The 12908-nt window shown below is 56.3% G+C and carries 15 protein-coding genes and 1 tRNA gene; 11 read left to right on the top strand and 5 right to left on the bottom strand.

Features of this window, described 5'->3' with window-relative positions:
* The first annotated feature begins 12 nt into the window (after positions 1-12).
* The 3 genes from ACR0DG_RS11125 to ribD all read left to right on the top strand — a co-directional run bounded on the left by ACR0DG_RS11125 (position 13) and on the right by ribD (position 2115).
* Positions 13-426 (top strand): secondary thiamine-phosphate synthase enzyme YjbQ, encoded by a 414-nt coding sequence (locus ACR0DG_RS11125; protein ID WP_480697833.1) that lies wholly within the window; start codon positions 13-15, stop codon positions 424-426.
* A gap of 121 nt (positions 427-547) precedes the next feature.
* Positions 548-1018, top strand: a complete 471-nt coding sequence (gene nrdR, locus ACR0DG_RS11120) for a transcriptional regulator NrdR (RefSeq protein ID WP_037307671.1) — start codon at positions 548-550, stop codon at positions 1016-1018.
* Positions 1015-2115 carry a bifunctional diaminohydroxyphosphoribosylaminopyrimidine deaminase/5-amino-6-(5-phosphoribosylamino)uracil reductase RibD gene (gene ribD, locus ACR0DG_RS11115; RefSeq protein ID WP_480697831.1) on the top strand — a complete coding sequence of 367 codons (1101 nt, stop codon included), beginning with the start codon at positions 1015-1017 and terminating at the stop codon, positions 2113-2115. Before nrdR ends, ribD begins: the two co-directional genes overlap by 4 nt.
* On the opposite strand, the gene ACR0DG_RS11110 is transcribed toward ribD, so the two are convergent.
* Genes ACR0DG_RS11110 through ACR0DG_RS11100 form a run of 3 tightly spaced genes read right to left on the bottom strand, consistent with a single transcriptional unit; the run spans position 2112 to position 6621 of the window.
* A complete protein-coding gene (locus ACR0DG_RS11110) occupies positions 2112-4112 on the bottom strand; it encodes a capsular polysaccharide biosynthesis protein (protein ID WP_480697829.1) in 2001 nt (666 codons plus the stop codon). The two genes, ribD and ACR0DG_RS11110, sit on opposite strands and share 4 nt — an antisense overlap.
* A complete protein-coding gene (locus ACR0DG_RS11105) occupies positions 4112-5242 on the bottom strand; it encodes a polysaccharide biosynthesis/export family protein (protein WP_480697828.1) in 1131 nt (376 codons plus the stop codon). The genes ACR0DG_RS11110 and ACR0DG_RS11105 overlap by 1 nt, the downstream gene beginning before the upstream one ends.
* A gap of 53 nt (positions 5243-5295) precedes the next feature.
* Complete coding sequence (locus ACR0DG_RS11100) at positions 5296-6621, bottom strand: capsule biosynthesis protein (RefSeq protein ID WP_480697826.1); 1326 nt, start codon at positions 6619-6621, stop codon at positions 5296-5298.
* 139 nt (positions 6622-6760) lie between these two features.
* Between ACR0DG_RS11100 and ACR0DG_RS11095 the strand changes: the two genes are divergently transcribed.
* The 5 genes from ACR0DG_RS11095 (at position 6761) to ACR0DG_RS11075 (ending at position 9965) form a co-directional block, all read left to right on the top strand.
* Entirely contained in the window at positions 6761-7348 is a 588-nt protein-coding gene (locus tag ACR0DG_RS11095; RefSeq protein WP_480697824.1) for a riboflavin synthase, read from the top strand.
* 103 nt (positions 7349-7451) lie between these two features.
* A complete protein-coding gene (ribB, locus tag ACR0DG_RS11090; RefSeq protein WP_480697822.1) occupies positions 7452-8573 on the top strand; it encodes a 3,4-dihydroxy-2-butanone-4-phosphate synthase in 1122 nt (373 codons plus the stop codon).
* A 2-nt stretch (positions 8574-8575) separates the two neighbouring features.
* Positions 8576-9127 carry a 6,7-dimethyl-8-ribityllumazine synthase gene (locus ACR0DG_RS11085; protein WP_480697820.1) on the top strand — a complete coding sequence of 184 codons (552 nt, stop codon included), beginning with the start codon at positions 8576-8578 and terminating at the stop codon, positions 9125-9127.
* Complete coding sequence (gene nusB, locus ACR0DG_RS11080) at positions 9124-9606, top strand: transcription antitermination factor NusB (RefSeq protein ID WP_480697818.1); 483 nt, start codon at positions 9124-9126, stop codon at positions 9604-9606. Before ACR0DG_RS11085 ends, nusB begins: the two co-directional genes overlap by 4 nt.
* A 59-nt stretch (positions 9607-9665) precedes the next feature.
* Entirely contained in the window at positions 9666-9965 is a 300-nt protein-coding gene (locus ACR0DG_RS11075) for a hypothetical protein (RefSeq protein WP_480697816.1), read from the top strand.
* A 32-nt stretch (positions 9966-9997) separates the two neighbouring features.
* Here ACR0DG_RS11075 and ACR0DG_RS11070 read toward each other — a convergent pair whose 3' ends face one another.
* Positions 9998-10882: a hypothetical protein gene (locus tag ACR0DG_RS11070; RefSeq protein ID WP_480707149.1), complete on the bottom strand. Its 885-nt coding sequence runs from the start codon at positions 10880-10882 to the stop codon at positions 9998-10000.
* 606 nt (positions 10883-11488) lie between these two features.
* On the opposite strand from ACR0DG_RS11070, the gene ACR0DG_RS11065 reads away from it, so the two are divergent.
* A complete protein-coding gene (locus tag ACR0DG_RS11065) occupies positions 11489-11920 on the top strand; it encodes an MmcB family DNA repair protein (protein WP_480697812.1) in 432 nt (143 codons plus the stop codon).
* 4 nt (positions 11921-11924) lie between these two features.
* On the opposite strand, the gene ACR0DG_RS11060 is transcribed toward ACR0DG_RS11065, so the two are convergent.
* Positions 11925-12113, bottom strand: a complete 189-nt coding sequence (locus tag ACR0DG_RS11060; RefSeq protein WP_480697810.1) for a DUF6324 family protein — start codon at positions 12111-12113, stop codon at positions 11925-11927.
* Positions 12114-12190: 77 nt separating this feature from the next.
* On the opposite strand from ACR0DG_RS11060, the gene ACR0DG_RS11055 reads away from it, so the two are divergent.
* Together ACR0DG_RS11055 and ACR0DG_RS11050 are read left to right on the top strand one after the other, a co-directional pair.
* Positions 12191-12673, top strand: a complete 483-nt coding sequence (locus tag ACR0DG_RS11055; protein WP_480697808.1) for a GNAT family N-acetyltransferase — start codon at positions 12191-12193, stop codon at positions 12671-12673.
* Positions 12674-12720: 47 nt separating this feature from the next.
* Positions 12721-12797, top strand: a tRNA-His gene (locus tag ACR0DG_RS11050).
* Positions 12798-12908: the final 111 nt, after the last annotated feature.

The following is a 12908-nucleotide window of genomic DNA, read 5'->3' as shown; positions in this document are numbered from 1 at the left end:
CGTAGCCACGTCTTGCAGACCGAGTTTTTAATTTCGACGCACGGACCTGGGTTGTATGAGTTCACCCGGAATGTGCGCAACTGGCTTAACTCGGTCGATCAGGACGGGCTGCTGACTCTGTTTGTGCGCCACACGTCGTGTTCCCTCGTGATACAGGAAAACGCGGATCCTGAGGTGCAAACCGATCTGGGCGCTTTCTTCGAGCGCCTTGTGCCGGCTTCGGATCATCCTTCGATGTCCTATCTGAAGCATACCTATGAAGGCCCAGATGATATGCCCGCGCATATAAAGGCGGCGCTGTTGCCAGTGTCGCTCAGTATCCCGGTGGTGGCGGGTCAACCCGTGCTGGGAACATGGCAGGGGATTTACCTGTTTGAACATCGCTCCATGTCGCATAACCGCAAGGTTGCCGCGCATTTCGCGTGACCCCTTTATCTTGCGGTGAAAAATTCCGACTACCCAAACTCTAGCGGCTGCCCTATAGTTGTGGATAAGTAAGCCAAAGTGCTTACAAAAAGAGGCGGAATTAGGGACGAGGAGACGGCGGATGCGCTGCCCGTTTTGCGGAAATATCGACACTCAGGTGAAAGATTCACGACCTGCAGAGGACCACGTCGCAATCCGTCGACGCCGTTTCTGCCCGGCCTGCGGTGGACGCTTCACAACGTATGAGCGCGTTCAGCTACGCGATCTTGTGGTGATCAAAACCAACGGCAAACGCGAAGACTTTGACCGGGACAAGCTGGAACGCTCGATCCGAATCTCCATGCAGAAACGCCCCATTGATCCAGAGCGTATCGACCAGATGATCTCGGGCATCGTGCGCCGTTTGGAAAGCATGGGCGAGACTGACATCCCGTCCAGCAAGATCGGTGAGATTGTCATGGAAGCTCTGGCGCGTATTGACACCGTCGCCTATGTTCGCTTTGCGAGCGTATACAAGAATTTCCAGGCGGCCGATGATTTCGAGGAATTTGTCCACGAACTGCGCCCGCCGCAGCCTTCGACTGACGAGTGAGCGAAACAGATAAGCGATATATGGCGTTGGCCTTGTCTTTGGGTCGGCGCGGCTGGGGGACGTGTTGGCCCAACCCGTCGGTGGGTTGTGTGATTGTTAACGATGACCGGATCGTTGGTCGCGGGTGGACGCAACATGGCGGACGTCCACATGCCGAAACCGAGGCATTGTCACAAGCGGGGGCGGCGGCAAAAGGTGCCACCGCATATGTGTCGCTTGAACCCTGCGCCCACCACGGCAAGACGCCACCCTGTACCGAGGCGCTGATTGATGCTGGTGTGAAACGCGTTGTCTCTCCGATCGAGGATAGCGATCCGCGCGTTGCAGGGCGTGGTTTTGCAAGGTTGCGAGAAGCAGGGGTCGAAGTCACGACCGGCGTACTGTCGGAGTTGGCCGAGCGGGACCACGCGGGCTTTTTCCTCAAGATTGAACAAGGACGACCGTTCGTTACCCTAAAACTGGCCAGCAGTTTTGACGGACGGATCGCAACGGCCAGCGGTCACAGCAAGTGGATCACCGGGCCACAGGCAAGGCGCGAGGTTCACGCAATGCGCGCCGTCCATGACGCCGTTATGGTCGGTGCGGGTACGGCTCGGGCTGATGATCCTTCGCTCACGGTTCGTGACCTCGGGGTTGAGGCGCAACCTGTTCGTGTCGTTGTCTCGCGGCATCTTGACCTGCCTCTGATGGGGCATCTGGCCCGCACCGCGGCGCAAGTGCCGGTTTGGTTATGCCACGGGCCCTCACCCGATGCGGAACGGGCGCAAGCGTGGAAAAATCTGGGCGCGCGTCTGATCCCTTGTGCCTTGAAAGATCACCACATAGATGCGTTGGATTTGTTGCAACAACTCGGACACGCGGGCCTGACTCGTGTCTTCTGCGAGGGGGGCTCCGCCCTGGCGGCGTCGCTGCTTGAACGCGATTTGGTAGACGAACTGGTAGGTTTTAGCGCTGGCTTAACCATTGGTGCAGAAGGTTTGCCTGCCATCGGCACCCTCGGCCTTGAAACGCTTGAGGCTGCACCTCGGTTCGAACTTGCTGAAACGCGGGCCGTTGGTCCGGACGTTCTGCATCGTTGGAGGCGATCCCTGCGCTAACGTCGCCAGAGGTGCGCGTAAGTGGCCAGAGCACCTTGTAGCTTTGACAGCAGGCGCAACGCAGGTCCTCGGTTTGTCCCGTCACCATCCTCTAGCCGCGCCAATGCGACTTCCACTGGGCAGGGTTGACCAGTGGCAGGGTCAAAATAACGCGGGTAATCGATCAGTGCAGCGTGAACCAAACCCATAAGCGAAGGGCGCGCGCCACGTCGCGCGGGTACGTTCCCAAGGTCGTTGGTCAGCCCCCAGCCTGCATAAAAGGGCGCCCCTAGGGTCGTGACACTTATCCCTCGCAGCAGCGCTTCAAAGCCCAGCAGGGACGTCATTGTCCAGACCTCGTCGACTTGCGACAGAAGCAATGCGGGGTCTGTCTGCGGCGCGACGATGTCTGCGAGGTCGTTTGCATCTATTGCCCCATCGCGCAGCCCCGCTTCGACATCCGGATGTGGTTTGTAGATCACGATCGTATTGGGGTTTTCTTGGCGTGCAACGCGCAGCAGGTCGGCGTTGGTACGAACACTGCCAGCCCCCAACAAAACAGATGCGTCGTTCTCAACCTGGCCGGGCACCAATATCCGATACCCATCGGGCAGGGCAGGAGGGGAGCCGCCGACATTATACTTGCTGATCTGCCCGGAAATAATACGCGACACCAGTTTTTCAGCGCGCAACTCTTGATCCGGCCGCAGTTTTTCCCGACGTGAGATGAGCTCTTCCAGTTTACTGGGGCGTGTCGGATCGTAGTAAATTCCTTGATCGTCAGTCACCAGCGATAGGGGCGGTACCAATTGCGCGCCCAGCCCTTTGGATCGCAATAGCCCATCCTCGACACGGATGACATTTTCAAGGCCATCGGCGTGGCGGGCCCAAATCATGTGAGGTTTGGCGGAAGACGGGGGCGGGCCTTTGGTAAATTCGACCTTATGGACGCTTCCAAAGACATCTTGCAGGTGTTTACGCTTCCACAGCCGCATGCCGGAAGCTGTCCAACCGGCATGATCCTGTCGCCACGCACGGGTGCACGCTTCTAAAGTGTCCAGCACAGTCTCCAACTGGCACAGCTCATCCCGGTAAGGATCATACCAGGTGGGGTACAGGATCATTGCAACTGCGAATAGCTGAGCAGCCGTTAGTGTGCGTTGGCGGCGTGGAAAATATGCTTCGTCCTGGGTCAGGCCCCACCCAGCGTAAAACGGCTGGCCGAATACACGTGGCTTATGCCCTGCCAGGATCGCTTCGAACCCGAACTGAGAGGACAGCGTGTAGACCCCGACCGCGCCCTCTAGCAGCGACCAGGGGCTAATAGGATCACTAAATTCTGACACGCGGTCCGTCAGATCCTGTTCCGAGTAATACCCGCTGCGGTGCCCGGCGATCGTCTCGGGGTGAGTCTTGATCAGGACACGGGCACCCGGGTTTTCCTCTTGCGCCATAACCAGCATTTCGCGAAAGCGCGCTGTGTCACCTGCGCTGGCGGTGACTGATGCATCATCGCGTGCCTGATCGACAACGAGAACGTATCCCGGGTCCGGCGGAGGGCGCGTCGGATCGAAAGCCGAATACTTACTAAGATGTAATTCCTTTATCCGCGCAATCGCGCCACGTGCTCGGTTCAACAGGGCCGTGTCGTCCAGCGGGTGGGTCGCCAACAACGTCTCGACATCCGATGACTGGGCTGGATCAAAATGGACCCCAGAGCGATCCAGAAGCAACCCCAGAGGCGGCTCGCCGCTGCGACCCGGATGGAGCGATCGCAAAAACGCGTCTTCGACGCGCAGGACAGGCGCGCTGTGTCTCTCGGCGACGCCCAGACCGCGATGGGCGGTGGGGCTATTGCCCCAGACGCCAACAACACTGTCAGCTTCCTTGGGTTTGCCCAGCTTTATGTCGTACCCGGCCAGCGAAAGGATACGCCGAACCCGACGGTCTGTCAGAAAACCACCGTTGTAGACAAACAGCTGTGTGCGTTCATCGTTTACCGGTATGTCGGATGACATCACCCGCCCGTTAACGTGGTGACATTGGCAAGTGGGGTGAGGCCGCCCGCGATCAATGAGATCGACTTGCTCCACTGAGCGTACGGGGCTTCGGTCACGTAAATCGTGTCGTCGTCTCGAATGACAAAATCACGCGCAATGAACAGGCCATTCGGGGCGGTCAGGTTCAGCAGGTAAATCACGCGTTGATCGCCTTGCAGGTCTGCCCGTCCCATTACGGTTCTGGCAATGTCCTGTCGCTCTTTCCTGAGGACAAAAATGCCTGTTGGATCCGAGGACAAAGATTGCAAGCCGCCGACCTGAGCCAAAGCTTCAAGAGCCGAGAGATCCTGACTGTCAAAGGCGACGCGTGATTGTCCCGTCGCGCCAAGTGCTACATATGAGCGGCTGTCGGCCTCGACCAGAATGCGGTCACCGGCGCGCAAGGCGATATCCAGTTCCGGGTTGCTGAAGAGGTCGTCGTACCAGACCGTGCCCCTTTGGTTTCCACGCAGCACCGTTACCAGCGCTATATCAGACCCGACAGACACGCCGCCAGCTTGCGACAACATCCCTGCCAATGTGCGCGTGGGGCTTTCGATTGGGTAAATGCCCGGCGCCCCGATTTCGCCGTTCAATGATACAGTTGAGCCGTTTCCGGCAGACCTGCGAACCTCGACCTGAGGGTCAGGGGTCTGCTCGCGCAGCTCACCGGTAATCAACTGGCGCAGCTGCTCGGGCGTGTTTCCTGCCGCGCGAACACGGCCAGCGTAGGGCACAAAGATAAAGCCATCGCTGTCGACCTGGATATCGTTCAGCGAAGTGGCGCCGCCTGCCTGGGACGTCAAAAGGCCGTCATCCACGTTTTCCCAAATGGAGAGGCTTAGAACATCACCCGGCCGAACGGTATCCGCTTTCAGGTTCTCTGCGCTGCGAAACGATTGTGAGAATCCGAAATGTGGGATCGCAGACGTGGCTTGAGCCACTCGGTCATCCACTTCGACGACAAAGGCGTTGCCGCCATTTTCCACCGAACCGGCAAGTATTTCGTTTTTGCTGGGGCCAGACTTAGGGAGCTGGCACGCGGCCAGCAGACCAAAAGCGGCAACAAGGGAAATCCCCCGCACCCATTGGGTAGGAAAGCGCTGCACTGCCGAATATCCTCAGTCTTCTTTTGTTTGTTTCAAGTTACCCGGTCGATGCTTCAAACTCCAGCACCAACCTGTTTATGCCCACCAACGACCTTCAACTGTGTCGTCCGCGCCTCTTTCGGCTTGAGAAGAGCCTGATAGGGATCCTCTGCTGACAACATCATGTCCGTCACACGCCTAAGTAGCTGGCGCCTTCCTCGTCTGGAATAAAAACCCCCAGGGATCTGAGAGGTTTTCAAAAGAAACTGACGGTAGGTTTGATATGCGGCTACATCGGGTGGCGTCGGATTGGCAAAAAAGTCAGCTATGGACTGTCGCGAGTTGAACTCGGGTTTGTCGTAAACGGATCGCCCAAACGCCCGCAGTGGGATGCCGCGCCAAAGCACTTGCTGGCCAGCGGTAGAATTGATCGTTATTGCCGAATTCGCGTCATTCAGCAGGCGGGCAAGTTTTCCTCCGGGGACATAGTGGACCCGGTCGGCGACCCCATATTGGGCGGCAATCTCTCGACTGAGTCGGCCCAACGGTTCCCGATGATTTTCAAGCGGATGCTCTTTAATGACCAGTTGGTGATGCTGGGGTGCGCCTTTTGCAAAGCCTTGGATGGCGTGCTCCAAAAACTCGGACGTACACTTATAGTCCGAGTGAGATTGAACAGAACTGTCATGCCCAAGCTGCAGTAGCGCAAGGTGATAGGGCATGCCGCTTTTCCGCGCGCGCAGCGTGGCCCAGCGGCGGTGAATTCTGTGGAACGGCATGAACATCAACCGTTTGAAATAAAGGCAGAACTCTTTTGAGACCGGAAGGTCGCGGTGACGGCGAAAGTTTCGGTACTTTTGATTAAGAAACAGAACAAACCAGTGATAGAGAGCCCCGTAAAAGATGTGCTGTCGCATGTCGCCCCAATGGGATGGTGGGGGCGGCTCTTGCGTATCGGATCGTTCCAGGGCGTGCTCCATATCCGCTACGTCTAGCGTCATAAGACGCGAGTTTCCGTTGGATCCCGCACGCTCATACGTCACCCACCAAGGCCGCAAATAGCCTTCTTCGAAGACGTGAACTGTGATGTTGCGGTCGTTCGCGATCTCCACGGCATGTGCGTGGATTGGACGCGTATCGCCGTAAAGCACGATATCGGTGACGCCCAGAGAAGTTATCAGCTCATATAACCGAGCGGGCCATTGTTCGGGGCGGTCGGTGTAGGGAATGTAACTGCCAGGGTCGCTCCAAAAAGCCTTGTCACCAGCGTTGAACCCGACGCGCCACGTCTCAGCCCCGGTTTTACGCAGAGCGTGCGCCAAGCTGCTGAAAAACGGGCCATGTGGTCCCTGTAAAAACAGGAAAACGCGGCCCTGATTGCCGGTGGTGAGTGGTGGCATCTGTGCTGCTCTTGTCTTTGGGTTCCAAATTTATGCCTTTTTGCGCCGCGTGCGGCAAGGCAGGGCTTGCCCGGACGGGCGGTTACCCTTACCTCGGCACTGACAACGGCTCATAGTCTAAACACCGAGGGTAAAGTAAATGTTCACTGGGATCGTCACCGATGTTGGCACCGTAACCGAGCTTGACCAGCAGGGTGATCTGCGGGCCCGCATCAAAACGGGCTATGACACTGCCGGAATCGATATCGGCGCGTCCATTGCCAGCGATGGTGTGTGCCTGACCGTGATTGCGCTGGGCGACGACTGGTACGATGTCCAGATCAGCGCCGAGACCGTGTCGAAGACCAATCTGGACGTTTGGCAACTCGGTAAACGCGTCAATCTGGAACGTGCGCTTAAGGTCGGGGATGAGCTGGGCGGTCACATCGTTTCTGGTCACGTAGATGGCGTAGCCGAAGTTGTTGCCGTGCAGGATGAGGGTGACAGCACCCGCGTTACACTTCGTGCGCCTAAGGATCTGGCGCGGTTCATCGCGCCTAAGGGGTCTGTCGCACTGAACGGCACATCTCTGACCGTGAATGACGTGGACGATTGCGATTTCGGCATCAACTTCATCCCGCACACCAAAGAGGTGACAACCTGGGGTGATGTCTCGGTTGGGGACAAGGTGAACCTTGAGATCGACACGCTGGCCCGTTACGTGGCGCGTCTGGCCGAAATGTCCTGATTGAAACGCCGCGTTCTGACCGGTTCGCGGCGTTTGCAGACTGGCCTTTGCGCGCGCGGTGGTCTATCCACCCGTGCAAACTTGCTCAGCGAAAGGCTGCCCAATGAGCTTTGAAACCCCCGGACCCGTCGAAGCGCAACTGCGCGACGCGATCAGCCCGATCGAAGAGATCATCGAAGAGGCGCGCAAAGGCCGGATGTATATTCTGGTCGACCACGAAGATCGCGAGAACGAAGGCGATCTGGTCATCGCGGCCGAGTTTGCGGATGCCGAGGCGATCAATTTCATGGCCACCCATGGGCGCGGGCTGATCTGTCTGCCGATGACGGCGGAACGTGTGGATGCACTGGGCCTGCCGATGATGGCCGTGAACAACTCATCGCGTCACGAGACAGCGTTCACCGTGTCAATCGAAGCGCGTGAGGGTGTCTCGACTGGGATTTCCGCCGCAGATCGCGCGCTTACCGTAGCAACAGCGATCAACGAACAGAACACGATGGCGCATATCGCAACACCGGGTCACATCTTCCCCTTACGGGCCAAGCGGGGTGGGGTGCTGGTGCGCGCGGGTCATACCGAAGCTGCCGTGGATATCTCACGCCTCGCTGGTCTGAATCCTTCGGGTGTAATCTGCGAGATCATGAAGCCGGACGGCACAATGGCACGACTGCCCGATCTGGTGGAGTTCGCCAAAACCCATGACATGAAGATCGGCACGATCAGCGATCTGATCAGTTACCGATCGCGCAATGATAACCTTGTCGTCGAAACCTCGCGCGAAACGGTCACCTCCGAATATGGGGGCGAATGGGAGATGCGGATTTTCACCGATCAGACCCACGGCATCGAACATGTGGTGATGATCAAAGGCGACATCACGACGCCTGAACCGGTTCTAACCCGCACCCACGCGCTGCACGAAGCACCTGATATTCTGGGTCTTGGCCCCAAGTCCTCGCGCGAATTGCCACGCGCGATGGAGAAGATCGCCGAGGAAGGCAGGGGCGTCGTCTGCCTGTTCCGCCAGCCGCGCAACTCGCTTTACGCGCCGGAAGATGAAGGCCCGCGGACCATCAAGCAAACCGGCCTTGGTTCGCAGATCCTGTCCAAGATGGGCATTCAGGAACTGGTACTGCTGACCGACTCGCCTGAAACCGTATATCTGGGGCTCGACGCCTTTGGTCTGTCCATCGTCGGCACCCGTTCCATTCTCAAGGAAGACTGATTGTGGCTGAACAAGACAAACACGGCGTCCTGCCGACTCCGACATTCGACAAGCCGGTGAAACTGCTGCTGGTGGTGGCTCCGTTTTATCGCGCCATCGCCGACAATATGGTCGCCGGTGCCAAGGCCGAGATTGAGGCCGCAGGCGGCACCTTTGACGTGGTCGAAGTACCCGGTGCGCTGGAAATCCCGACCGCCATCGCCATGGCCGATCGTCAGTGCAACTATGACGGCTATGTCGCGCTGGGCTGCGTTATTCGCGGCGAGACGACGCATTATGAAACCGTGTGCAACGATTCCAGCCGCGCCATTCAGCTGATGGGCCTGCAGGGCCTTCTGATTGGCAACGGCATCCTGACCGTCGAAAATGACGAACAGGCTGAGGTTCGCGCCAATCCAGAAAAGATGAATAAAGGTGGCGGAGCGGCCGCTGCGGCCTTGCATCTGATCGCGCTCAGCCGTAAGTGGGGCTCTTCCAAAAAGGGCGTGGGCTTTAAGCCCCCGTCCGAGTCCATCCTTGTGGCGGGCGACAGCAACGGACCCACGACAGCATGACCCAGACAGACGCGCCGAAACCGGCCAACCAGAAACGCCTGATGAAATCTGCCGCCCGGCTTTATGCCGTGCAGGCGTTGTTCCAAATGGAGCAGTCAGGCCAGACGACCGAGCAGGTTGTGACCGAGTTTCTGGATCACCGGTTTGGTGCCGTCTACGAGGGCGAAGAAATGCTGGACGGTGACATCCGCCTGTTCCGCAAACTGGTTGAGGATGCGGTGAACTATCAGGCCCCCATTGACCAGATGACGGACCGTGCACTGGTGGCCAAATGGCCGATCGCACGCATCGACCCGACCCTGCGTGCCACTTTCCGCGCTGCGGGCGCTGAGCTGACCCAAAATGACACGCCGCCCAAGGTCGTCATCAACGAATTTGTAGACGTGGCCCGCGCCTTTTTCCCCGAAGGCAAAGAGCCGAAGTTCGTCAACGCCGTTTTGGACCACATGGCCCGCGAAGCCCAGCCCGAGGCGTTCTGACGCCTTTACCAGCAACCGACTTGCGCTACAGTTACGGTCGTAGCGCAAGGAGGCCCAACATGCCCAAACTGATCCGCTTGTATATCACCCAAGTCGCGTGGGGCTTCGTCATCGCGGCCGTTTTCGTAGGTATGTTGCTGGCATTGAACGTCGGAAACTTGCGTCATCTGATCACCGGCTCTGACATAGGCCTGATCGCTTTGTTCATGATATGGTTCATGAATGGGATCGTGTTTGCAGGCGTACAATTCGCGTATAAAATCATGAGCATGGCCGAAAAACCCCAAGGCCCGCGCCGCGGGACGACGATTACGCCGAACAAACGCCTTTCCCTGGTTCACCAAGAGATAAAAAGATAAGAAGTTGTGTTCTGCGATTTTTCTTAAAGAATTCAGAATATTGACCTGAATCGCTCTGGTATGACAAATGTCTTTTGACCAACAAAGTTTGCATGCTTCCATATTCCTCGTTTTTCTTCGAACCGCCACCGCTTCTCGATCTTCCGACGAAAACGCTTGAATGAGAAATCGGTTGTTTCTGGAGGGCCAAATTCGGCAAGGTCACGAAGCTGGGCATCCACTTGCGCAACTGTTCTCATCCAGCCGGCGCCGGCCACACCTTGAACAATATCTGCTTCGGAGTTTATCGTATGTTGATAACGTAGTTTTTGCCGTTCTAGCAGGATTTCTCGATCAAAGAACCGCAGATGGAATAGAAATAGATCAGACGACAAGTGTAGCGTAGGGTAATTGGAATAATGCTGACCCAAGCTCCAGTTTATTGGCGTACGTGTAATGCACGGTTTGCAATATGACGCTTTAGTGCGCCCATGCGTGCGTTGTTCCAATATAGGACGCTTGTTGTCGAGCGGTTGATCAATATCTAAGCGGTGCACAACTTCTATCGCAAACGGAGAAATTACTTTCTCATATGTATTCTGCAGGATGTACTGGATTGGGTTATTCCCGACCAAGGGATCCAGAACGATAAGTTCGTCTACGTCGCCGCCGATCACCACCTCAAACCTGTAAGTCAATGCACTTACAAACTGAGACAAAAAACTCCAACGCTTTCGGTCCCATCCTGGCCCCGGAGGAATGTGTGGAAAGGTGATAATCTGACAGCCATGCAGATTTACTGGAAGTGCACTATCTGCTCCATCAACTAAAATATATAGGTTCTCTCGCGGAACGAAGCGAGAATAATAGTCGATCCATAATTTAAGAAAAACCTCATCGTTCCGGACCATTGTCCAGATAGCAGCGCTATGACTCACGATTGTCCGATCATATTCAAACCTGTTTCTTGTCAGGGCATTGATAACCGACGGACCTACCCAAGTCCATTGGGTCCCGCCGCGTAGAAGGACAGTCTATATGAGGATGTGGCGGGACCACCAGTCAACCGTGCGGTTTGATTCCCGAGGACCTGTATGTACAGGTGGGCGCCGGGTAATCAGGCCAGGACCTGAACAGAGCCAGCCCCCTCGGAATTGCTTAAGGCCACCAGAATGCTACCTGTCACAAGAAGGGCAGAACCCGCCAAGCGCTTACCTAGGGCGTCCGGAGGGTTCGCACAAGGGGGCAGGCATCAACTGTTTCGTTCAAAGCCGTGCTCGTTCCATCAGCTAATCTGTTTCGGTTCGATAACCGCAACCGGCATAGACCATAGTGCAAAGATAAAAGGTTGTTCTCTTCTGTGCGACTCAACGGTCTTCAAGACACCATTCCATTGCGCCGTATAACGTTTTTTGGGGCGGTAAGAGACATTTCGATACGATTGGACCACTGAAAGATGGACATGCCTAACCGCATCAATTCCAAACTTTGGATTCAATGTGTTGCTCCTTGCCTTTTGTTCTCTAATTGTTCACATTTCTGAAATGACGTTGGATCTTCAACCCGGACAAAAACTTGCGCGAGGCGTCGCGCGGCATTTGTCGGCGCATGGGTTTGTGTCTGTGGAAGAGTTCGTACCCACACGCGGTCTTCGTGTGGATGTTATGGGATTGGGTCCCCGGGGCGAGCTTTGGGTTGTCGAGTGTAAGTCCGGTCGGGCTGACTATCAGTCAGACGCGAAATGGCAGGGTTACTTGGAATGGTGTGACAGGTTTTTCTGGGCCGTCGATATTGATTTTCCAACGGAACTGCTGCCTGCGCAAACCGGTCTGATTGTTGCTGACGCTTATGACGCGGAAATCGTGCGTATGGCCCCGGAAGAAAAGGTGGCTCCGGCGCGGCGTAAGAAAATGATTCAGAAATTTGCGATGGACGCCGCGCGCAGATTACAAACCTTGCGCGACCCAAGGCTTTAGGTCGTCAGCTTTTTACGGCCAGTGCGGCTTGCGCCGCAGCGCGAATTTCTTCTGCGATTTCCTCGGCTTCTTCGGGTTCAAAGTCCATGGGAATCTCGACGCCATCGGCTTCGATGAACAGGCGTACCATTCCCTGATCGGTGGGGCCGATCTGCAGGTTGGCCTGAATGTCACGTTCGGTGTTGATGCCCATTTGCGCCTCCGGAGATGAAGGTTCGTGCTAGCGCGCAAAGACTTGAGAATCAAGCCGCCGATGCGATCAGATGGGGTATGCATGATATTCAGCTTCGACCGTTTGATGCGAATGATGTTCCTTGGCTGGTTGAACAGCACGGTACCCTATACGAACGCGACGAAGGGTTCGACAAAAGCTTTGCGCAGTTAGTGCATCAAATTCTGGATGATTTTGTGGTGAACCATGATCCCAGTTTCGAACGCGGATGGATTGCAGAAGATAGCGGCCGCAAACTGGGCAGCATATTTTGCGTAAAACTTGATGAACAAACTGCCAAGCTACGCCTGTTTTTTCTTGTCCCAGAGGCCCGCGGAAAAGGGTTGGGAAAACAGATGTTAACGGCGTGTATGTCGCATGCGCGGGACAGGGGTTTTGTCAAAATGGAGCTTTGGACGCATGAAAGTCACAAGGCTGCATGCGCGCTTTACAAGTCCATGGGCTGGCAATTGACCGACAGTCGTCTGGTCCATTCTTTCGGCGTCGATCTGGTTGAACAAAGCTGGAAAATTCAGCTTTAATCCTCTTGCATTCCCCGGGCGCGTTCGGTACATCGCCCTTCACGAGTGCCGCCTTAGCTCAGTTGGTTAGAGCGCTGGATTGTGGATCCAGAGGTCCCCTGTTCAAGCCAGGGAGGCGGTACCATTACCCCCAAAAGCTTCGGAAACATGGCGCAACGTCTGAATGTTAACTTGCGTTGGAATGAAAAAAACGTGCCCGCAAAAGCACGCCCGTTAGGTCACTGCGAATGGCGCC

The sequence above is a fragment of the Ruegeria sp. BG8 genome (genome assembly GCF_056538325.1).
Note: the sequence above shows the minus strand (reverse complement) of the source record. Positions and strands in the feature narration are given on the sequence as shown.